19 protein-coding genes are annotated in these 22,357 nt (G+C 35.6%); 2 read left to right on the forward strand and 17 right to left on the reverse strand.

The window, feature by feature from the left end; translation table 11 throughout:
- Positions 1-2: 2 nt before the first annotated feature.
- The 4 genes from HM990_RS00610 to HM990_RS00625 are packed head-to-tail and all read right to left on the reverse strand — an operon-like array spanning position 3 to position 3,544.
- Positions 3-578 (reverse strand): conjugal transfer protein, encoded by a 576-nt coding sequence (locus tag HM990_RS00610; protein ID WP_178987096.1) that lies wholly within the window; start codon positions 576-578, stop codon positions 3-5.
- A gap of 4 nt (positions 579-582) precedes the next feature.
- A complete protein-coding gene (locus HM990_RS00615) occupies positions 583-2,985 on the reverse strand; it encodes a TraG family conjugative transposon ATPase (RefSeq protein WP_178987097.1) in 2,403 nt (800 codons plus the stop codon).
- Positions 2,972-3,256 (reverse strand): hypothetical protein, encoded by a 285-nt coding sequence (locus HM990_RS00620; protein WP_115122634.1) that lies wholly within the window; start codon positions 3,254-3,256, stop codon positions 2,972-2,974. The genes HM990_RS00615 and HM990_RS00620 overlap by 14 nt, the downstream gene beginning before the upstream one ends.
- The gene (locus HM990_RS00625) at positions 3,257-3,544 is read right to left on the reverse strand and encodes a hypothetical protein (protein WP_008610937.1); all 288 of its coding nucleotides are present in this window, start codon (positions 3,542-3,544) and stop codon (positions 3,257-3,259) included.
- Positions 3,545-3,733: 189 nt separating this feature from the next.
- Here HM990_RS00625 and HM990_RS00630 point away from each other — a divergent pair, with 189 nt between their 5' ends.
- Positions 3,734-4,372: an N-acetylmuramoyl-L-alanine amidase family protein gene (locus HM990_RS00630; protein WP_178987098.1), complete on the forward strand. Its 639-nt coding sequence runs from the start codon at positions 3,734-3,736 to the stop codon at positions 4,370-4,372.
- 153 nt (positions 4,373-4,525) lie between these two features.
- A complete protein-coding gene (locus HM990_RS00635; RefSeq protein ID WP_178987099.1) occupies positions 4,526-5,656 on the forward strand; it encodes a cysteine desulfurase family protein in 1,131 nt (376 codons plus the stop codon).
- On the opposite strand, the gene HM990_RS00640 is transcribed toward HM990_RS00635, so the two are convergent.
- From HM990_RS00640 to HM990_RS00700, 13 genes are all read right to left on the reverse strand, one after another.
- Entirely contained in the window at positions 5,637-6,122 is a 486-nt protein-coding gene (locus HM990_RS00640) for a hypothetical protein (RefSeq protein WP_156115602.1), read from the reverse strand. The two genes, HM990_RS00635 and HM990_RS00640, sit on opposite strands and share 20 nt — an antisense overlap.
- Positions 6,082-7,851, reverse strand: a complete 1,770-nt coding sequence (locus HM990_RS00645; RefSeq protein WP_047550455.1) for an ATP-binding protein — start codon at positions 7,849-7,851, stop codon at positions 6,082-6,084. The genes HM990_RS00640 and HM990_RS00645 overlap by 41 nt, the downstream gene beginning before the upstream one ends.
- Before the next feature lie 12 nt (positions 7,852-7,863).
- On the reverse strand, positions 7,864-8,994 hold the full coding sequence (locus HM990_RS00650; RefSeq protein ID WP_178987100.1) for a phosphoadenosine phosphosulfate reductase family protein: 1,131 nt from the start codon (positions 8,992-8,994) through the stop codon (positions 7,864-7,866).
- Positions 8,984-12,205: a P-loop NTPase family protein gene (locus HM990_RS00655; RefSeq protein ID WP_178987101.1), complete on the reverse strand. Its 3,222-nt coding sequence runs from the start codon at positions 12,203-12,205 to the stop codon at positions 8,984-8,986. The genes HM990_RS00650 and HM990_RS00655 overlap by 11 nt, the downstream gene beginning before the upstream one ends.
- Entirely contained in the window at positions 12,198-13,061 is an 864-nt protein-coding gene (locus tag HM990_RS00660) for a DUF4007 family protein (protein WP_047550462.1), read from the reverse strand. The genes HM990_RS00655 and HM990_RS00660 overlap by 8 nt, the downstream gene beginning before the upstream one ends.
- Entirely contained in the window at positions 13,054-13,374 is a 321-nt protein-coding gene (locus HM990_RS00665) for a helix-turn-helix domain-containing protein (RefSeq protein ID WP_047550465.1), read from the reverse strand. Before HM990_RS00665 ends, HM990_RS00660 begins: the two co-directional genes overlap by 8 nt.
- 135 nt (positions 13,375-13,509) lie before the next feature.
- Complete coding sequence (locus HM990_RS00670; RefSeq protein ID WP_197052687.1) at positions 13,510-16,008, reverse strand: hypothetical protein; 2,499 nt, start codon at positions 16,006-16,008, stop codon at positions 13,510-13,512.
- 114 nt (positions 16,009-16,122) lie between these two features.
- Positions 16,123-16,785 carry an ATPase gene (locus HM990_RS00675; RefSeq protein ID WP_178987102.1) on the reverse strand — a complete coding sequence of 221 codons (663 nt, stop codon included), beginning with the start codon at positions 16,783-16,785 and terminating at the stop codon, positions 16,123-16,125.
- Positions 16,769-17,521: a cupin domain-containing protein gene (locus HM990_RS00680; protein WP_083265061.1), complete on the reverse strand. Its 753-nt coding sequence runs from the start codon at positions 17,519-17,521 to the stop codon at positions 16,769-16,771. Before HM990_RS00680 ends, HM990_RS00675 begins: the two co-directional genes overlap by 17 nt.
- Before the next feature lie 3 nt (positions 17,522-17,524).
- The gene (locus tag HM990_RS00685; RefSeq protein WP_026754847.1) at positions 17,525-17,809 is read right to left on the reverse strand and encodes a helix-turn-helix domain-containing protein; all 285 of its coding nucleotides are present in this window, start codon (positions 17,807-17,809) and stop codon (positions 17,525-17,527) included.
- Positions 17,810-18,102: 293 nt separating this feature from the next.
- On the reverse strand, positions 18,103-18,954 hold the full coding sequence (locus HM990_RS00690; protein WP_178987103.1) for an RteC domain-containing protein: 852 nt from the start codon (positions 18,952-18,954) through the stop codon (positions 18,103-18,105).
- Positions 18,955-19,018: 64 nt separating this feature from the next.
- The gene (locus HM990_RS00695; RefSeq protein ID WP_178987104.1) at positions 19,019-20,233 is read right to left on the reverse strand and encodes an MFS transporter; all 1,215 of its coding nucleotides are present in this window, start codon (positions 20,231-20,233) and stop codon (positions 19,019-19,021) included.
- A complete protein-coding gene (locus HM990_RS00700; protein ID WP_117157975.1) occupies positions 20,234-22,351 on the reverse strand; it encodes a copper-translocating P-type ATPase in 2,118 nt (705 codons plus the stop codon).
- Positions 22,352-22,357: the final 6 nt, after the last annotated feature.

The raw sequence follows: 22,357 nt of genomic DNA on the forward strand, positions 1-22,357 counted from the left end.
TTTTAATAGTTCGTTTCTCGATTATTTACTTTATCCTGCATTTTTCTGAAGGAAATAATATCACGATAGCGTTTCGTTTTTGTCTTTATATTGGAAACCATTTCATTTGATTCCTGTTCTTTCTGCTTCAAAACTTCAGCACGTTCAGCATCGCTCATTTTGAGATAGTCGCTCGATAGGACTTCATCGATAAAATCAACCGTGTCCAATGAGTTTTGAACTATGGCATCAAAAGATTCCACAACCCTTGAAACTTCATCGGGTTTTATATAGGGCGAGTTAAGAATGTCCTGTACATCGTTTTGCATTATATTGATAAGGCGCTGATTGTTTTGTCCAATTTCTTCAACTGCCCTAAGTTGTTGGACAACACTTGATACTTTCTCTATGGCCTCTTTTGCATCTTTCAGGAATTTTACAGACTTAATCATCTGAGCTGTCTGTTTACCTGATTCTATGAGCTGTTTAACCAAGCTGATAAAATTGGTATTGTCATAAGTTGGCATTCCCTGGCACGCAGCGCGTGCAGGCAATAAGAAGATGAAAGCTGTTGCGAGAATTAAAATTTTTGTTTTCATAATATTATGTTTTAGATGTGAATTGAATTATTGCTTTTTGCATATCGTTATGCTCATTGTAGAGCTTCATTATTTCCTCATTTTCCTGTCCATCGGTCAAGTAAGCGGCATATACTTCCTTCGGAACTTCGAGCCGGAAAATGTTGCTTTCCCGTCCAATTTTGATAAACATTTCGGTGTACTTCCGTGGACCGGAAAGATTGTTTTTAATGGATTTTAATTGGTTCAGGTCGTGGCTGGATAGGTTGAGCCTTTTGACCAATTCGTCATAGCCTTTTTCATTATTGAGGCTATAAATAACCTGTGTGTTTTCGAGAATACTTGCGGAAGTCGAATTGTTGGGCAATTGATTTATGGATTGCAGAATAATCCCAATCGCACCGTTTTGTTTACGGATAGCTTGATAGTAGAATTCTACACTTTCCAGTACGTTTTCAAACTTCAATTGTTTGGCAAACTCATCAAAAAGGATGATTCCCTTTTCAGCTCTGTTCTTCCAAATAGTTCTTTGAATGGCAGACTTGATGAGCTTGAGCATAACAGACAGGATTTCCTTATTGTCCTTGACTTCATCCAGTTCAAAAACAATCAAGCGTTTGTCTTCGATTTTATAAGTCTGGTCTTCGCTTACTTCAAAAAGGAAGCTATATAGACCATCGCCGACATATTCGGACATTACGTGCAAAAAGCTCGTGACATTGAAATAGTCGGGATGGATTTTTAAGGTGTCCAGAAGGTCGTTCTGATTCCTTTCTATAAAGCTGTAAAAACCATCTAAAGAATGATTTTCAGAAATGCTGTCATAGTAATGGCGAAGTATCTTTTTAACTGATACCGATTGTGCTTTCGTAACCTTTAAGTCTGAAGCGAAGAGTTCAAATAGGAAAACGGATAAGTCTTCCAAACGTTCCGGTGTAAGGTCATTTGTATCACTTATATAAAATGGATTGATGCCTAAATTCTTTCCACTTTCGTAGCGCAAAACGGTGTATTTTTCAGGATAGAGTTTGGCAAACTTGGTATAAGAACCACCCAAGTCTATGATAACCAAGCGAACACCACTTTCAAAATACTGTCGCAAGATGTTATTGGCCAAAAAGGATTTCCCTTCGCCCGTTGGTGCAAAAATGGCAAAGTTTCGTGCCTTGATGCGTTTCTTCTTTTCATCCCAAACATCCTTCAGAACAGGAATGTTATGCTCACGGTCATTGAAGATAATTCCGGTATTATCGCTTTTGTAATTGGTATTGTTGATAAACAGGCAAAGCGCGTGTTTTAAATCTGTCACATACAAATCATTGTTTGAGAAATTAGATGAGAAGCAGCAGTAACTATTTAGGATGTAATTCTTGCGTTCTTCGCCTCTTGGATAGTATGGGATAATATCCAATTCCTTAAATTCAGTCTTTATTTTGGAAGTTATTTTGTCGAGCTCTTTGGCTTCTTTTGCCCAATAGACAATATTGAGATGTCCACGAATGATTCGTGCATTGTCATCGGCATTGATTTGGTCAAGGATGTGCTGAATTTTGCCAAGTACTACTTTATTCTGTGAACCGAAATTGGAACTCTTATTGAGTTCTTCAATCTTCTTATCGAGCAGCTTGCGCCACTTCTGTTTGTCATCCAGATATAGAATTTGATTAACGATATGGTTCTCGTTAAGCGTAAGCCCTAAGCCATCAATAAACCCTTGATGAAACACAAAATCGTCAGAAGTGAATTTCTCATTGGTTTTGCTACTCTGTACACTTTCGCGAAAGCACAGTTCGCTGTTGATGGCAAGGGCATCAAAATGGTTTTCGCCAATATTGACACTTTTCTTATCGAGTAAAATATCGGTATCGTATCCCTCATTAAAGCCATTGAAGTAGGCATTTGTTAGTTGCCGAATGTCTTCCGCTTCAAGCGAAATAAATTCCATCTTTCGGCTATTATTAATGAAGGAAACTGAATCACTTACCGAGTTGGCGAAGCTCTTGATATTGTCATCCAGTTCCTGTACGATTCCCTTTGAAACTTTTCTGAATGGGTTGACATACTTGGGATTGTTGAGTGCCTTATTTTTGGTCAAGATGAAGAACAAATAACAGCTATGTTCGATATGTCCACGACCTTTAAAATGTTCGTGGGTAGCCTTTTCCAGAAAGGTAGAATTCGGAAGTTGTTCTGAAGCATATGATTTCTTGAGGTAGATATCCTGTTTATGAACCACAGTACCAACTGGCAATGACTTTAATGCCTGAAACCAAGCACCGTGCATATCCTCAAAGTCCTTTTCCGATAAGGAATAGATTTCTGGTAGATTCCCTTTATAGCATAAGACTACGTTGCCATTATTGGTAAATACGATATTGTCCTGAATATCTACAATGGGTTGATATGCCGAAAGGTTAATCTTGTTCATAATCGAAGCCAGAGTTTCTTTTGTTACTAATGATTTGCGGAAATGCTTTTGCCATTTGGAAAAGCTGTGGATTGTGGGCTATCCGTGTCAGCGCCACATATAGGGAAGCATTAAAGACCAACACACCTATTATTATCCCAAAGCTGAATGAAAAGATGATGATGAGCAACGAAGCCAAAATGGAAACCATCATTAAGGCAAACAGGGAAATGGGCAATCCAAAAATGACCGCCCTTTTCCTGATATTTTTATAGACCTCGAAGCGTTTCATCTATACTACGATTCCTATTAAGTATGTGAAGATTCCGACTACTGCACCTGCAATCAATACAAATACTAAAACTCGGGTAATCCCCTTTTTTAAATCTGCATTTTCCCCAAAAAAATGTCCTGCGTTGAACAGGAAACCTACAAGGAAGATTACACCGAGTAGTATTGGAAAAATAGTTCGGATAGTGTCGCCAACATCATTAACTGAATCTTCAATGCCACCAATTTGAGCAAAAAGCGAAGTGGATAATAGCGAAAGAATGGATGCTAAATAGTGTGATTTTTTCATAACGGAAAAGTTTAAATTTTTAGTTCATTTTCGTTATTGGAAATTTACATATATTTGAATATAAATAACTGAAAATCAAATATTTGTGAATAAAATATAATTTGATATTGATTGAATTCCGTTGTTATTATTTGGCATCAAATTCTATGAATTTTTGAAGTGAAGTTGTTGATAACCCGAAAATTGAAAATGAAAAAAGTGCTCAAAAACGTCAGTTTTGTGATTTTGGTTCTAAAAATGTGTGTCATTTTTGGTCAAGAAACGAGTGCTCAAAAACGAATTGTAATTGATGTTGGACACGGTGGAAAAGATTCTGGTGCAATTGGAGAAAATGGTATCCAAGAAAAGGATGTGGCTTTGGATATTTCAAACGCCATTTTAAAGCTGAATAATGAATTGGAAAAACCTTTGGATATTTATTTGACCAGGTATAGTGATACGCTTATTTCATTATTGGACAGAACTAAGCTGGCCAAAGCATTAAAAGCGGATTTATTTGTGTCCTTGCATTGCAATCATTCAGATAACCCTAATGCAAGAGGGATTGAAGTTTACGTGGCAAACGCTACTTCACAGTATTCTGATGATTCTATTTGGCTCGCTTTTCAACTGCAAGGTGGATTAAATAGGAAGCTGGGTTTTGAGAGTAGAGGTGTGAAGTTTGCGAATTTTCAGGTGCTTCGAGAAACAATTGGCTATTGTGCCTCTGTACTATTGGAATTAGGGTTTTTGAGCAACATAGATGAGGAAAGTTATTTTGTTAAAGACATTAATCTAACGATGTTAGCTCATAGTTTGCTAAACTTTTTAAAACGAGTAAGTTTATGAAAAATATGTACACAGAAATTTTTGGAAATTTAAGACATACAATTGCATTATTTTTAAAAGAGATAGTTTTAATTGTAAAATCTATTAAAAAGAATTCTAAACTCAAAAAATAGATATTTATATTTTTAACTTTGCAGTTGTTATTTGAAGAGAGTGAATAAAGAACCAATTTATTTTGATTTTGCATCAACCACGCCCGTAAAACAAGAAGTTTACGAGGCAATGTCCCCATACTTCCTTAATCATTATGGAAATGCATCTAGCAATACACATAAGCAAGGTGTAATAGCTTCTAAGGCGGTTAAAAATGCCAAAAATCAAATTTCCAAGCTTGTAAACTGTAAAGAGAGTGAGGTGTTTTTTACAAGTGGTTCAACTGAATCCATCAAATTGGCCATTAGTCAAGTTTTCTATAACAATTTGGATAAAGGAAACCATATAATCACATCCAACGCAGAACATAAGGCAGTTTTGGATACCTGTAAAGATTTGGAAAAAGTCGGTGCTCAGGTAACTTATCTTGAGGTTGATGAAAATGGAAAAATAGATATAAGCTTACTGGAACATAGTATTAAGGAAGATACAATACTTGTGGCCTTGATGCACGTTAACAATGAAACCGGTGTGATTGCCGATGTCAAGAACATTGGCGCCATCTGTAAGAAGAAGAATGTTCTCTTTTTTACGGATGCAACTCAATCTTACGGAAAACTTCCGTTGAATTTCCAAGAGGAAAACATAGACTTATTATGTTTCAATGCCCATAAAATTTATGGACCTAAAGGCATTGGTGGCTTATTGGTAAAAACAACCGCTACAACAAAATCGGGTACATTGGTTAAACAACGTATTGAATCTATTAATTTAGGAACTCTAAATGTACCAGGAATTGTTGGTTTAGGAAAAGCAAGTGAACTTGCGATGACAGAATTAGAAAGCAATTATAATAGGATTCACCATTTGAATAGTTATTTGCAAGTAGAACTGTATCAATCTAAACGAGCAGCTGTTAACGGATTATCAGCTAGTAGAAGTCCTTACATTCTCAATATACAACTTATAAATCAGGACGCTGAGTCATTTATCTTAAAGAACAAAAATTCAGTTTCGGTGTCGATGGGTTCTGCCTGCAACTCTAGATTAATAGAACAATCTCACGTTCTTAAAAGTATGGGATTGAGTAAGGAAAAAGCAGATAGTAGCATCAGGATAAGTTTTGGAAGTCCCACAACTCAATCACAATTAGATGTTTTGCTCAATGCTATTAAAAGCGGGAATAATTAGTTTCAAAAGATTCTACTATTGAAGCAGCTAATTTCTTGATTCTCGAATTCCCAGTTCTAGGACTCAACCTTACCCAAGAAATAACATCAAAAGTAGGGTTGAGTTTTCCTCGCAATAATATAAGTTCTTTCTGTACAAGGTATTCTACAGCCTCTCTATAGGATTTTTCTACAGAGGTGAATTCTCTTGATTTTGGTAGTGGAAAAGATAAAAGAAGGATGTCATCAACATCATTGACTTCGTAGCCCTTAGCTTCATTAAATCGCTTTCTGAGAGTCCCTGTTCTGTTAAAATGAGCACCTGCTCTTCCAATTGTTCCTGTATAACTATTGGTCATTCCCACGTACACTATTTTGTGTTTTTTCGAAAGCCAAATATAGATATAGGCTTGGTCGGCACCATTGAATGCGCCGAGGATACTAGTTTCAAGCATACTTCTCGTCGCTATAATTTGGCGGTAAGTCATTTTCTAGTTTTCTGCACATATTAGCTAGAAATTCTGATACTATTCTTCTGGACTCTCGCAAAATAACTTTAAGGTCGTCGTACTCATATTTTCCAATATTTTTATAGGCGTATAATTCGGAATCGGCAAACTGAAGCATCATTAAATCAAAGAGAATCTGTAAATCTCTGTTCTCTGCATTATCCTCATAGATTAATCTTGCAAACCGATGAATTTTATTAATCCTTACACAATTACCTAAATCGGTATCATAGTAAGGTTCCCAAAGCAGATTGTCTTCAACAGATGATACCCTGAATATTTTAGTGAGGTTAGCGTTCTTTTCGCCTTTAATGGCCTCTTCCTTTTCGTCTTCTGTATAGTCATCGTCAACAGTATCGTCCACTTCTTCACCCTTATCCTCTTTCATCATTTTAATTATCCACTTGATTTTTGAGGTCATATCATCGGTTATCGCCTTTAATCGTTCTAAGGCTATTTCCTCATCAGGTAGGTCATCACCTGGCAGAATCTCTATCTGTTCAAATTCATCTAATAGCTTATTTGCGATTTCATTAGGTGCTTTATTTATAATGTCACGACTAATCTTTCCGGCATTTTTCCAAGCTGCTTTGCTTTTGCTTTTGGCTTCTTTGGTAAAATCGCTTATGTTCCTAAATGCTTCTTCAGAAAGAGTCAGCGAAGATTTTTTTACATCAATATTAAAGAAATCGTCTGCCTCGTCATTGATGAGTATTCTTCCCCTAAAGGCATAAAAATCTTGGTCGTATGGGATTATGCCTTGTAGGTTTGAAGCCCAGGATATGAGTCTTTTATTTCTGTAAACATAGAAACCGTAATTACCAGCCTCAATTAAATATCTTTCGCGAACTTCTTTGTCTCTTGATTCGCCTATATTTTTAATTCTATAGATAGGTGGATAGGGAAGTTGGGTAATTTCAATAGTTACATTTATTTCAAGTTCATCATCAAGAGTAAGCTCTTTTGGTTTTTCTATCCATCGTACCTCAGTTCCATCCCATTCATTTTCGTTCAAATTTCCATTTTCGTTGGCTTCAGATATAAACAATGGGTCAATTGCATCAATTTTTTTATCACCAATGGTAATATTCACACCGCTTTCAGAAAGGAAATAGAAATAGATTACACCAACTTTTGTCTTAAGTTCTTTAATGGTGTTTCTGACACTTGGATGGTTGTTTAGTCTAATTTCAGAAATGATAATGATGGTACCCTTACCTTCTTTTAGATAGGTTTCAATCAGTTCAGATTCATTCTCTTCAATTTCAGTCTTTTCAGCAAAATATTCTTTTGCTTCCATTACTTTTGGTAGAGAGACTTCATACTTGTTAAATCCCGTTCCATTTGAAGAAATAACTTTAAGTACATCACCTTGCGAAAAAGAAGCGGATTTTAGGCCTAATCCAAATTTCGATAGCGATTTGTCATCATAATGGTCATCTGTTGAACCGAGTTTTAATGCCTCTTCAATTGCACCTTCATCCATACCATCACCATCATCTATGATGATATATTCCTTGACATTGTTCCTTTTATAGTCGGAAAAGTCTTCGCGTTCTTTTTTGATTAAGAGGTTTATATTATTTGCATTAGCCCTTACAGAGTTATCTATGATGTCGCAAATGGCAGCAGAGGTTGTATAGCCAATTCTGCTCAATCCAAATAGAAGCCTACCGGCATCTATGGATAAATCAATTTTATCACTCATAATATTTATATTTTAAATGAAACAACTGGCACAACCAAGGCCTTCTGCTTCAATAATTTCATCTTTCCAGCTGTTAGTGTTCCTTTTACTTAGCTGTCTTTTCATTCTAGTGAAATGTTCTTTCTTGATTGCTTGAACACGTTCGGGTTTGGATAGTTCCTCTAATGTTTCAGTATCCATCCAGTTGTAACCATCCTTTTCATATTCTTTGGCTTTATCGAATAGGGCAGGGTGGTTTTCAAGTAGCCAGACCCATTCTATTTTCTGCTGGTAAAAACAAAAAAAGCAACCAGACCTGCTACGTGAGTAAGTGCCGGTTTCTAATTTACCGTCAATTTCTACTTGGTATGATTTTTTTATGTAGTATGCAGGTATCCCAACACCACTATCATCGAGTATTTTAAAAATATCATCCAATACTAAAACTTCATCATTCTCTATTAAAGGGAAATCGTCTAAAAGCGCTATGGGATAATCAGTATTTTCTTTTAGATAATGAAAAACAACTCTATTGAATAATTTGATATCGCTGTTTAAAAGGAATTCTAATTTCTGTCCTTGCCGAAAATTTGGTGAAATAGGCTGGTTGACTCTCTTGAGTATATCTTCTTTTAAATGACTTGGACTAAGATTGTCATAAAGCCTTGCTACTTTTGGAATATTATTATTAGCCAGAACTTCTTTTATAACATCTTCACTCCAGATATTTTTTCTAAATGGAAAAATAGATTGAACGTTGGTTTTTTTAGATATGTAACCCTCTCTGTTTTCATCCCCTCGAATCCCTACATATGATATTGTGGGTTCATCCCCAATATATTTTTCAAACGGTTCTAATTTTAGCTTTTTTGTGCACCATCTTGCAGTTGATGAGGGAAGATATCCGCCGTATTCGGCCAAGAAATGGTCAAATGTGGTTTTATAAGGGGTCTCTTTTTCTGGTTCGACAGCAAAAATTGTTTTGATGTCCTTGCCCAATTTACTGTTTAGAGCTTCAACAAGCTCATAGGTCTCTTTTAACTCTTTCCCTGTGTCACAAGAATAATATTCTACATCCAAATCTGGATATAGGTTTTTGAGATAAAGCGCTAAGGCAGCACTATCTTTTCCGCCTGAGATACCAAGTACGTGTTTAACTTTCATCGTGCAAATTTTTTAAATATCTAATAATAGCAGCTGCGCTCAATTTTTCATTTTTGGACAACACCTTGGCCAAATCTTCCTGTAGTTTTGAAACGTACTTTTCGTCTGAAGGACTTAAAATAATATTTTGCTTTACCGTTTTACCAGAAACATCCGTGAATTGAAACTGTACCACTTCATTATCTACATCATCCGCCAAAGAATGTAGCTCTAATAGGTTGTCTAAATTTGAAAAAACCTTTCTTGTGTTATCCATTAATAGCGCTTCGTCCTCATCATTCATTTTTTCAACTGACTTGCCAAGAATCACATCGGCAATCGATTTTAACCAAGAATCACGTTCGTCAAGTTTAGACATTATGCGGTTAAGGAAGACCTTTTCCTTTTGAATCAACAAATGCGGTTTCAAAGACTTATAACGCGCTTGAATTTTGCTTTTGTAGGTAGTGAAATTATTACTATTGAAGTTTAAAGTGTCGCAAATATTCTCTTCAAATCTGTTTAACAACCCTTCGTAGGCAATTCGTATTTCATTAATGGAATCGTTTAGGCGCTCAATAAAACCGTTTAGAATTTCAGCATCATTTTCTTCGAGGTTAATGTTTTTGTAGCCTAATCCTTTTGGTATTTCTGATAGTAGTGCATTCTCTGGGTCTTTAGCGGAAGCAATAGCATCCCTTAAACCTTTAGACGATGGGCTTAATCGATTGGTTTTTTTAACGTATTCGGGAAGTGCATTATAAAATGCTATGAAACTACTGAAAATAGAAATTAGCGAACTTTCTGGTTTATTGCTTGACGCATCAACACCAGTAATTTCTTTATATTTATTGAAAAGGTTCAGCCGGACACCTTCAATTTTATATGATTTCAATTCATAATCAGAAGGTTTTTTGTGTACAAGGTCAAGAACCTCACTTGTTAGGTAAGGTACGTACCCAGAAGCTTTATGAAATAGTGCATAGTCTTGATTTTTGATTATGAGAAATATAGGAATCCAAAAGTCTATAAACCCTTTTTTAAGTTTAAATGGTTTTTTGGATAGTGATTCGTATAGTTCTGACAAGTTCTTTTTAATATGTTTTGAATCCTCTAAGAAATTTTCACAATGTAACCAAAGAGGATTAAATGTAGGATCTGTAGGTTCGGTTAGGATATACGCGTTGTTATGAGCTCTGTGAATTCCGGTCTCTTTTAAAAGCCCTAAATAAATAGACTTCTGTGGTGGAAACTTGCGGTCATCATAATTTAAGTTTTCCTTTTCACTATGCTCAAGCAAATCCTTCAATAAATTTTTTCTTGCGGTTAAAACAGGGGTGCTTAAGTATTCCTTGTTGACCATTTCATTCAAATATTGAGGTGTCGAAGGGTACTCTTTTTTTGATATTTGAGAGAGATTCCTGTTTAAGGAAACTTTTGAGTCAATCTTGAGTTTTTTACCATTGTAGAACCAGTCTGCGTTAGATTTTTCATAGATGCCGTGCTCTAAAAGTTTTTGTAATTTTTGTACTTCGTAAGCCTTTTCTTCGGTTAGTATTTTCTTGACCACATTATCTTCTGAGTACTTTCGCAATACAAAGTCCATCTTTTCAATCTCGTATATACGTGATTTTACAAACTCGAAGTTTTTGAGAACTACATATAGTTGTGCTGGTTGTTGCGTATCGTTATTTTTTAAATCTTTTAGCTTTATATCCTTATTAAGGATTATATGCACATAACCGTCAATTTCCCCTTCTGGATTAATATTTTCAATATGATTAGATATGTTTACTTTAAAAAATCTTGGTGTACCTATTTCAAAATAGGCTTCCTTTGCAAAGTGATATTTTTCTTTAAAGTAATGTTTGGTTTTTGAAGCAATATTGATAGCAGTGTCGATATGGGAATTAGCATCTATCAATTCCTGCTCTATATCCACGTCAGTTCCGTCAATGAAGAAAAACTTATTACGATAATTATAGAACTTAATTATTTTTTGGCTTATTAATTTTTCAATGTATTGCTCAGAGTCAGGAATATTCAATGCATATTTTCCATAATATTCTAAGAAAGTTTTATCGAGCTTACCAAAAGACTTTGCGAATAAATTTACCAGACCTATGGTTTTTATGATTTTTGCCAAGTTCTCATATCCAAAATCATTAATAGCTTCAGCTTTGTCCAATGCCTTAACAATTGTGTTCCATTGAGGCTTATGAGGGTTTGAATATCTGTCTTCTAATTCGCTTGTTAAATGAAGCGTTAGATAATCAAACACATCGGCTACACTAAAAAAGGTGTGGTTGTCCTTATCTATTTTATCAAAGAAAACTTGACTATTTGCCAAGAAAGAGAATAGAGACCTTTCGTTCTGGCCATACTTTTGCAAAGTCTGAGCTAAGATATTTGCCGATAAAATATCGAATGGATAAAGCTTATTGGCTAAATCGTAGTTCAGCGTTTCTGAATTACTTACGAGCTTGCTCTCGTTTATTTTATTGAATAAATCCTCGAACCCAATGTCTTTTGGTCTTTCAATTTCAAGGTCTTCTATTCTGGCTGATGCCAAATAAAGTAACTGTTCAATAGGTTCATCGAACGAGATATCAATTAGTCTTCCTTTTACCTTATCCCATTCATTCTTTTGGTTTTGAGATAAATTATTGGCATAGGAACCAAAATTTTGATGCAGCGTTGTAATTAAAATGATATTTCTATTGGAATCATTTGCCAACTCAGCTAACTGTTGTATAAAGTACAATTCGCTATCCGGATTATGCTTGGCTGCATATTCAAGAAATTTACCAAACTCATCAATCAACACAACTAATATTTCATCTTTCTTTCTAAGCGATGTAGCTCTTTTGCTTATAGTATCGATAAGATCCGAATTGGATGTGTTTTCCTTAAGCTTAAAAGATTTTTTTAATACGTCTGTTAAAGGCGAAGCTTCACCAATAATTTTTAAAAACGAAAAATTTTCAAATCCTTTAAATTGCCCATTAAGATTAGCAAAGTAGGGCTTCTTGTCGTTAAGATTTTTTTCTAAAGCCCAAAGGAAGCTGGACTTTCCTGTACCATATGAGCCAATTATATTAAATGAGTGATGTCCTTGCTGAAACCCAGTCACTATTCTTTCAAAAACATTTTTTGCATTGGGTGTAACAACGTAATTAATGTCATTTACGACATCACGTTCAATGTTTGTGGATGTTGTAAATTTATGCATCGTAATATTGCTCTAATATGTCCCACTTATTAGGGATATTTTTAATTTGTAATTCTTTTCTTCCCGCATCCTTTTTATAAACAACGTCCTTAAAAGTTTCTGAGATTTCCTGTATCTTGAGTTCCGTGCCTTCAGAAGAACAAGCGAATACATCGCCAATTTTGTTATGTATTTCATCAAAGCTTATAGACGTATGTTTTGGGAATTTATCTAAGATTAAGAAGTAAAATATTTCTTTGGCTATCTCTGGTCTTTCGCTCACTTTTAATTGAAAAACAGAACCTTCCTCGGTATCGGTAACTTTAGTGATTAAATTAAGGTCAATAAAAATGGATGATAAATCATCTTCCATATCCTTTATGTTCTTATCAGCTAAATAATATGTTTTTATAAATACCTTAATGTCGTTTTTTAAAGAGTTTTCAGCTATCGAAGTTTGATGGTTACTCGCTGCCCTAAGTAAATAACGAAGTAATTGTTGAGTGGTAAATTGTGAATTAACCCTACTTTTTCTGAATTCTTTGAAAACTAAAGGAAAAATAGATGCTAAATTGGTATCTAACAATTTATAATGCAACAACCATAAGGTTCCTTCATATTCTAAAAGTGGGTCATATCCTGTATTACTATCAAAGATTTTATTGGCAAAAACAGTTGTTTGGCCTTCCTGATTTTTTATACCGAAAGCCTTCAGCCAGAAATTTATGGACATTACCATATTTTTCCCAACACCTAAAGCTGTTACGGCATCCGGATTTTTGAAAGACTGACCGGTAGAAAGATAATCGTAGCCCTTCTTCAACCAAAAATGGCGACAGTGAAATGTTTCGTGTCCTGTGAATGTTAGTTTATTCATTTATTTTCGATTCGCCGTTTTTATTTTTTAAATAAATCAATTTGTCTTTACATTCAACCAAGATACTCTCTGGGTTTTCTTCTTCTAAAAGGGAAAACACCACTTTATCGGTTAAATATCTTTTTTCCAACTCAGATACGGAAACATCAAAAAATGAAGCAAAATTAGAAAGAAGCCCTCTTTTAGGAAGCCTCTCATTTCTCTCGTATTTACCAAGTGTGGATTGGTCTATGTCTACCGCAGCCGCAACTTTTCTTATAGGTAGATTTTTCAATTCCCTCAGTGTTCTGAGATATTCACCCAATGTTTCCATCGCCGTTGAATTTTATTTTAAAGACAAATATTGTCCTTACAAAAATAGGATTATTTAGGCCATTAACAACTATTGAGATGAGATATAATGACTTTATTTCTGCTCTGTGATTATTGATCAGGAAAACACTTAATTTTAGTCGCCAATTCCCTGCATCATAGTTTCCATTCCACCAAAATTTAAAATAAAGGTTGAGTAGTAATGGTCAAACAGATCCTTGAGATATTGACCCAAATCAACGTGTTCTAAATCATCTTTTCCCTCTACTTTTTGCCTAATCTCATAACCTCTGTTTTTACTGATAGTGTAGAGAAACAGGGTATGAAAATATACCGAGGTGTAATATTTTCGGTTGGCAAGTTCTAATTGCTCTTGGTTGATATTCCTCTCTTTCGATTTGAAGTTCTTCAATACAGTACTGTCCATATTGATAAAAATGCGATTGAGTAAATCACCCTCAGCATCTGGAATCATAACCGTCGAATAATCTACATCAAGGCTTGTAGCTTCTTCTACCGCTTCCCAAGTTACATCTGTATCAGAATTCTCATCTACGTTCTTGTACATAAAAACTAATTTTGGTAATCCCAACAAATCATTATCGCTTTCTTTTTTAGGCGTCTCGTCTTTTGGTTTACTATTGTCGGCAATTTTAACCCAAAACATTTCCTCTATATTACCATTGGGTGATGATAGACTTGCTTTGATTTGAACGCTATCGCCAACTTTCAATTCATCTTTAGGATTAAGAGAGATTCTTATTTTTCCTTTGTTCGGGCTACTTTTTATCACGTTAAAAACTTCATCTATTTCTTTTGGCTCACCAGGTCTATTTCCGCCATTAGAATCGTTTGGTTTTATATTGAGCACACTAACCCTTAAATCCCCAGGTTCTTCAATCCTATCAAAATAATCATTTGCTACATCTGTGGAAAAGCGAATGGACTTTTCACCATTTAGTGGTATCGTGGCGACCTCTTTTTCATTATTATTTTTAGTATCAATTTGAAAAAATGATGGAAACCTTTTAGGTTCAAAAGGTGTGGGTTCTTTTTCAGTAGAAGTACGTTTCTTTTGTCCTTCAGTTTTTCTATCCTTTTTAATGTCGAGCTTAAACGTTTGGTTTAGCAATTTTGCCAACTCTGAATCAAGGGGTAGATTCTTTGTAAAGCTTTTTAGTAAATCACTCGTGTTTGAGGACGTGTCAATATCCACTGCTTGTTTTCGACGCTTTTCTATTTCTGCCAACCTTCCATCTTTCGCGCTTAGTTTTTTAGCTAGATAACTTCTTAGAAATTGGGTTTCGTCACCATCTTTAAGTCTGTCGCGAGAGGCCATAAATAATTCCTTCCGAAAGTTATATTTCATTTCGGTGCAATCCACGTGAATAAGTAAGTGACTCTTTAGAAGGTTGAGCTTCAATGAGCGTGTTATAAACTCAGCAGTATAATGTCCGTGAGTTTGACCATTGAGTGAGAACATAACTGACATTGAATTTTTAAAATACCTGTCCTGTATAATTTTTTTGGTTCTCTTAAGGTCGTAGTCCTTTACCTTAGTTTTAAACACATAGCAAGACACCTTCATCTTTCCGAATACATCATCTGAAAAATTTTCTGAAAAACTCTCGTCCAGATATTCAGATTCTTCAGCTGCCAACCGTCTTTTTAATCCGAACAAATCATTTTCGAGAACTTTATTGTTTGGATAACGTTCTGCGGTGTCGACCGTTAAAATTGGTAGTGCAGGTTGAAATAAAAACTCATTTACACTTTGGTTTAGGTCTTGGGCAAAACCAGAATAGCCTTTAGGAAATTGATACGAATAGAGTTTTAATATGGTGCCAGTTTCAAATTGACGATTGTTGAGGCCAAGGTCTAATTTCGTTATTGTAAAAGATGGGATTTTTTCATCAATGAGCAAGTATTCGTACCAGGTTTCTTTTGCTTGGTCAGATTCTTTTTTAGGATGCTCACGTACCAAGGTAAATCCAAAACCACCATCATTCGTGTAACGCTTTGAAGCAATGAGCTGATATCTTTTCTTTCCACAGAATACAATGGCACCGCTTCCACCCATATTATATTTACCCTGTACGAAGTGAATATCATTTTTATTACCTCGAAGTAGTGATAGAAAGGTGTCCTCAAACTTTTCTGGATGTTGACCTTCACCGTTATCATAAACAATTACCGATGTTGGATGTTGATTCCGCTGGTTCCGTGGTCCCTTCCCGTCAGCAATAATTTGAATATTCTCAGCTTGTTTTTTGCGAAATGAAGGTAAATCCCAATTATTTTCTGGATAAAACCTTTGAATAGCCTCGTCCATAGTTCTTGGTGCAACATCAGATTTTGGGTCAGTTCCTGAAAGAATACATTCTTTAGTTAGTATGGCATCAATGGCGTTGGTTACTTTCTCTATCAAAGCAGCAATGGGGCTTGACTGTTGGTTTTTTACCACACCATAATTACTAAAATTTCCACCCAGTGGTTTCCAGTTTGAGTCATCGAATATTGAAGGGTATGATTTGATAATACTTATTAAATCATTCTCGTCTTTTGCTTGATATAGTTTAAAGAAAAGTTCTTGATGATTAATTTTTTTTGAAGGTTGGTCAAATAGGTCGGTCATATTAAATTAAAAATTTTAAGCTTCTAATATAGCGAAATCGAATGCTCGTAAAAATAGTTTTCAATTATTTCTAAATAGTTTAGTGATTTTTAAGCTTTAAAATTATTGCATAATTCACTTCCTCTTATCACCAGCTTTTGTATCGAAAGCAATCAAGTTAAACAGTTCACGCATCCTGCTACGAACACGATTGCCATAGCGTTCTTCCAGTTCTTCAGCATTGAGATTGGTTGTGGCGTGGGTTTTTATATTGCCTTTGGTCTGTATAAATAATTCATAGCGTGATAGTAAAACCTCGCCCATAACGTTTAGGTCTTTACCGTAAAAACGACCAGCGGGTTCAACTCCTAAATCATCAAAGCAATAAAATTTGGTATTTCCATATTCCTCGACCGTTTTAAAACCTAAATGGTTAAAACTGAAGGTTACATTTCGGCAAGGAATCATTTCATAAGGTCGTTGTAACGGAACCAAATGGCGCAATAATTTCATCAAACTGGTTTTACCACACCCAACGGGTCCAGATAGAAGAATGCCTTTGTCAATATCAATTCCATAGGTTTTGCAATTGTCTTTGTCTTTGATGAAGTAGGAACAGAGCTTTAGCAAAATATCCTTATCCTCATCGTAAATCCTAAACTTCTTCCCAAATAGCAGCTTGCCCTTTGCATCCAAGTAAATCAAGATTTTGTCAAAATCGTAGAGAACGCTTTTACCATCAAAGTTTCCGAGCGAGTATTCCACGCCACCTTCGGTTATTTTAGAGGGGTTGTCCATAGTCTTTGTTTTTACTGGTTCGCAGGTTGTCCTTGATTTGGGACGCTTGTTTTTTGTTTGGTTTGTTTTCCTCGGCATATAATTCTGTTCTGTCCATCCAGTTTGTGGCCAAGGCACGCCAATCTCTAATTTCATTTCCATCACTCGTTTGCCAGTTCCGGGTTTCATAATGCTCAAAGAATTTTTTTCCTTCATCAGCATTAAAACCTTTTTCAATAAAAAAATTAATAACGGTCTGCCAGCCCTTTGGTTGTTTTATATTGTTTACTTGTTTGGTATTGTTTATAGTAGATACCAATGCTTGTCCACTGGTGGGACGGTGCGAGTCCACAGCTTGTCCATTATTGGGATGGTGTTGGTACACTACTGGTTCACGTATGGGACGGTACTGTTCCGCAAGCTGTTCTAATATGGGATTGTACTGTCCCGTAACAGGTTCATCACTTGTCCCAATAATGGACATCTTGATTTTACTGCCTTTGTAGGGATTGTTAGAAGGGAAGTAGGATAGATAGTTCCAAGAATCGAGGTCTGTCACACATCTATGATAAGTGGATTTTGAACCAATCTTGGCAACGCGCATTAATTCGCGACGGTTTACATAGAACTCATCTGCAAACCGACTACTGTTCCATTCTTGGAACAGCGCCATATATAGGCTTATGTGCGTTGGATTGAGGCGGTCATCAAAAAAGAACTTTTCAAAAGCCGCATTTAGTAGCTTTATATAGTTCATCTTTTAAGAATTTTGCTTGTGCTGCACTCGATTTGAGTTCATTACACCTTGAATTTCCTCTGCATCATAGTAGATAATGCCCCCAACTTTTGTGTATGGCAACGTTCCATTGATGCGAAGATTCTGTAATGTACCTGGACTGACTTGAAGCAAGTCCATTACCTCGGAAGATTTTAAATATTTCTTGAGTTTTCCAGTTGCTTGTTTAGATAGAAGATTCTTGATGTCATCGAGCAATTCCATTTTAAATTCTCGAAGGTCGTCGGTGGTAATAATATTTGCTGGCATAATAGAACGGTTTTAAAGAAAGGGACTATCGTATCGATTTCAACTAATTTGATAGTCCCTGACCTGATTTGACTTTCGTTCTACAAATTTGGGATGGTTTATTGGATTTTAATCCCAAGTTGTACCCAAGTAGGGTGTTTTTATTTACTCATTTTCAATGGTTTAAATTGGTTTGATTTAGAGGTGTCACTTAAAATCATCTATGCCAAATGATAATAGATAAAATTAATTTTATTTTTTCCCAAGTAAGACCCAACTTGGGAAGAAATTTAACATTTTTAAAAATGAAAATATCAACCGTCCGTTTCTTCCATTCGCCTTAAAAGTGTTGCTTTTAGTCTATCAATAAACTTGGTTTGGTCGATTTTCCGTTCTCTTATTTCGAGAAAAGTTCTATAAACGTTACCAAGATTAAGTTCAAAAATATCTTCACAAGCTGATGCCATTTCTTTAATACCAGCTGTACCACTTTTTATTGCGCCAGATGCCTGTAATGCATAAATTAACTCAATCAGGTCTGTTTTTGAAGCAGTCCAACCAAGTCGCTCACCGTTTGATAGAGTATTCAGCTTATTCGGTATGCCGTATGACAAATCCCTTAAATTACTTAACTCTTCAACGTAATGGCTTATTAATAGGTCATAGGCCATAATTTTGGCAATTGCATTATCGTGGCTTGTGGAAAATTCAGCATCTGTATAAAAATGAGAAGTGTTTGATACCAAGCTAATTTTATCATTTCCTCGCAGAAAATAGAATTCATCCAGAAGTTCAGAATCCTCTCTATAATATTTAATGAAATCTATATTTCGTCGATTACTTTCTTGTAGCCTATTTATTTCTGAATCAATAAATTCCTGTTGAGATTTTATTGTTCCCGCAGGTCTATTTATCAAGAAATTGTAGAGTTTGGCATAAAATTTCAGTCTGCTATATATGTAGGGTTTATGCTTTTTAAAGAATATTATTTCATTCTGTTTATCTACGAATTCATTTTCCCTTACACAGATGCGTAATTTCTGCAAGTATTGTCTTGAAATAGAAATACCTTGTTCAACATTGTTGAAATCGTTTAGATTAGATTCCTCAACTACTTTTATTTCCTCTTTGTAATTGTCTAGTATTATATGAATTAACTTATGCAAAATATTTTTGGGGCTTTAGATTTGGGTTAATTATCAATAAGTAATGTTTGTATGTTATATCTTTTTATGGGGGATTTTTAAAAAAGAACAGACAACCAATAGCGAGCAAAACAATGCTACCAGCAATTATGAAAGGATAGTAAAAACCGCCTGCAATCAGCCAAGTTCCTAAAACGGGGCCTAGAATCTGACCAATACTATTGGTCGAACTCTGAATAGAAATATTCCTACCAGTATTTTTCTTTGATATCAATGAAACCGCAGAGAGCAAATTTGGTGTTACCATAGCTCCTCCAGCAGCAAAAACAACGATTAATCCATAGACTAAAAATTCATTGTTAAAAAATGGAAAGGCAATCAAGGATAAACCAGATATTAGTAACCCTAAAGCAATTTGTTTCTTTGTTGATAAAAACTTCTCTCCATAAGTAGCGAACACTGGTTGTAAAACAGCCATTATTGAACCACATAGCATAAAACCAATACCAACTTGATTACTATTAAATCCTAATTCATCTTTTCCGTAGATTGAAAAGACAGTTTCAAATAGCGTCACCACAAATTGGATGACAAACGAAAGCACTAGTAATACGATAAAATATTTAGTAAATGTGAACCGCAAACTCACTTTTCGTGTTGTGAACTTATGTACGCGAGCGGTGTTTTTTAACCATTTCATCACAACCAAAAGGACAATCAATCCTAGTAGTGCAGCGAATAAAAAGGGCACTGAAAATCGGTCTAAATGTAGCAGGCCTAATGTATATTTTATATGAATATCAGTTTGGGACAGAAAGCCGCCAATGACAGGGCCGAAAATAACACCAGAGCTAATGGCAACACCAGACCAGGCCATTATTTTTGTTCTACGTTTTTCAGATGTAATATCACTTAAATATGCATTGCTAACTGGAATAACTGATGACGTAAAAATTCCACCAAAAATTCGAGCAATATATAGCATTGTCAAGGATGTGGCTAGGCCAGTAAGTAATTGCATAATTACAAAACCGATTAGTCCACAAATGATAATAGGTTTCCTGCCGTATCTGTCCGATAGTTTTCCCCAAACCACTACGAATAGTAACTGAAAAAATGGATAAATGCTTGTGAGCAATCCAATATGGAAATTGATAAGGTCGGTGTCAAGATTGTCTTTTAAAGCTAATCTTTCGGTATAGTAAGGAAGGGTTGGCAATAATATACCATAGCCCAACATCACTACAAACAAACTCAATAGAATTAAAAATATCCTGTTGAGTTTTTCTTTTCTATCCATTTATTTTTTACCGATTTTTCGCTTCAATAATTGCGCATTAATAGCCACTATAATTGTACTCAAACTCATAAATACCGCTCCTACAGCTGGTCCCAAAACAAAGCCGGAAGAGTATAGAACACCTGCAGCTAATGGAATGGCCACCACATTATACCCAGTTGCCCATATTAGGTTCTGAATCATTTTATTGTACGTAGCCTTTCCGAACAAAATTAGGTTTGCAATATCTTGTGGATTGCTATTTACCAATATAATATCGGCTGTTTCGGCGGCTACATCAGTACCAGAACCAACAGCGATTCCTACATCAGCTTTGGCAAGTGCGGGCGCATCGTTTACGCCATCTCCAGTCATAGCCACAAACTCTCCTTTGTTTTGCAACTCTTCTACAATTTCTACTTTTTGGTGTGGTAGCACTTCGGCATAATAGCCATCCAACCCTAATTTTTCACTCACAGCTTTGGCTGTTTTTTCGTTATCCCCAGTTGCCATCAAAACTTTGATATTATTCTTTTTAAATATTTTTATAGCTTCCGCAGATTCAGGTCTTATTTCATCAGCAAGCGCAATGTATCCTGCTAGTTGTCCTTCAATTAATACAAATACAACAGTTTCAGCAGCGTCACTATAAGCATCTTCAGGAATAGTTATTTTTTCATCCCTTAAATAACCAGGACTAACCACTTTTATTTGCTTTCCTTCTACATTTGCCTCTACACCTTTACCAGTGATCGCGTTAAAGTTTTCAGGCTTTGGGATTGTAATATTGTCTTCTTTAACTTTTTTAATAATCCCAACAGCAATTGGATGTTCTGAACTTTGTTCCAATGCACTTGACAGTCTTAAGATTTCATCGTTTGAATAGGACACATTTACAGATTTGATTCGAGTAACGCCAAAGTCCCCTTTGGTCAAAGTCCCTGTTTTGTCAAATAGTAAGGCGGATATCTTACGTGATTCTTCAAAGGCAGTTCTATTACGGATTAATAATCCATTTTGTGCAGATACAGCAGTAGAAATGGCAACTACAAGAGGAATTGCAAGACCCAATGCGTGTGGACAAGCGATGACCATAACGGTAACCATTCTTTCTAATGCATACACAAACGGAAAGCCTAAAATCAGCCAAACTGCCAACGTACCAAAACCAATAGCCAAAGCTATATAAGTCAACCATTTTGCAGCTCTATCGGAAAGGTTTTGCATTTTAGATTTGGTCTTTTGTGCTTCCTCAACCATCGTAATAACCTTATTGAGATAGCTGTCTTTTCCTGTATGTTCCACCTTTACCTTCAAAGTGCTATTGCCATTTACTGAACCACCTATTACCTTATCCTTTTCTTCTTTTTTCACGGGCTTGGACTCCCCTGTAAGCATTGATTCGTTTAAATAACTTGAACCTTCTACTATGATACCATCAGCTGGAACTTTCTCTCCAGGCTTTACCAAAATCACGTCATTTTTTAACAAATCTTCAAGTGGTATATCTTCAATAGTGTCGCCTTTTACCCTGTGCGCTTCGGCAGGCATCATACTAACTAAAAGCTGTAATGCTTTTGAAGCGCCTAATACACTTTTCATTTCTATCCAATGACCAACAAGCATAATAGCAATTAGTGTTGAAAGCTCCCAGAAAAAGTCAACTCCTCGTAAACCAAAGACAGTTGCAGAACTGTAGAAATAGGCGACACTTATTGCCATAGATATAAGTGTCATCATACCAGGTGCACCATTCTTTATTTCGGAAACAAATCCTTTAAGAAAAGGCCAACCACCATAAAAATATACAACAGTGGAAAGTGCAAAAAGGATGTATGGATTTCCTGGAAGTAAAAATTCATAACCAAAAAATTCTTGAATCATTGGTGAGAAGAACAATATGGGGATGGTAAGCACGAGTGTTACCCAAAACCGTTTTCTAAAGTCTGCAATCATCATTTTATGATGGTCGTGACCCATTTGTCCGTGACCCGGATTATGACCCGAATGGTCTCCACCTCCATTTCTCATTTTGGAATGATCCATTTTGGAATGATCTTCTTTTTCGTGGTTCATTTTAGAATGATCCATTTTCGAATGGTCCATTTCGTTGTTTTTGTGCTGCTCGTGATTTTCCATTATAGT

The organism is Winogradskyella schleiferi, assembly GCF_013394655.1.
GTDB lineage: Bacteria > Bacteroidota > Bacteroidia > Flavobacteriales > Flavobacteriaceae > Winogradskyella > Winogradskyella schleiferi.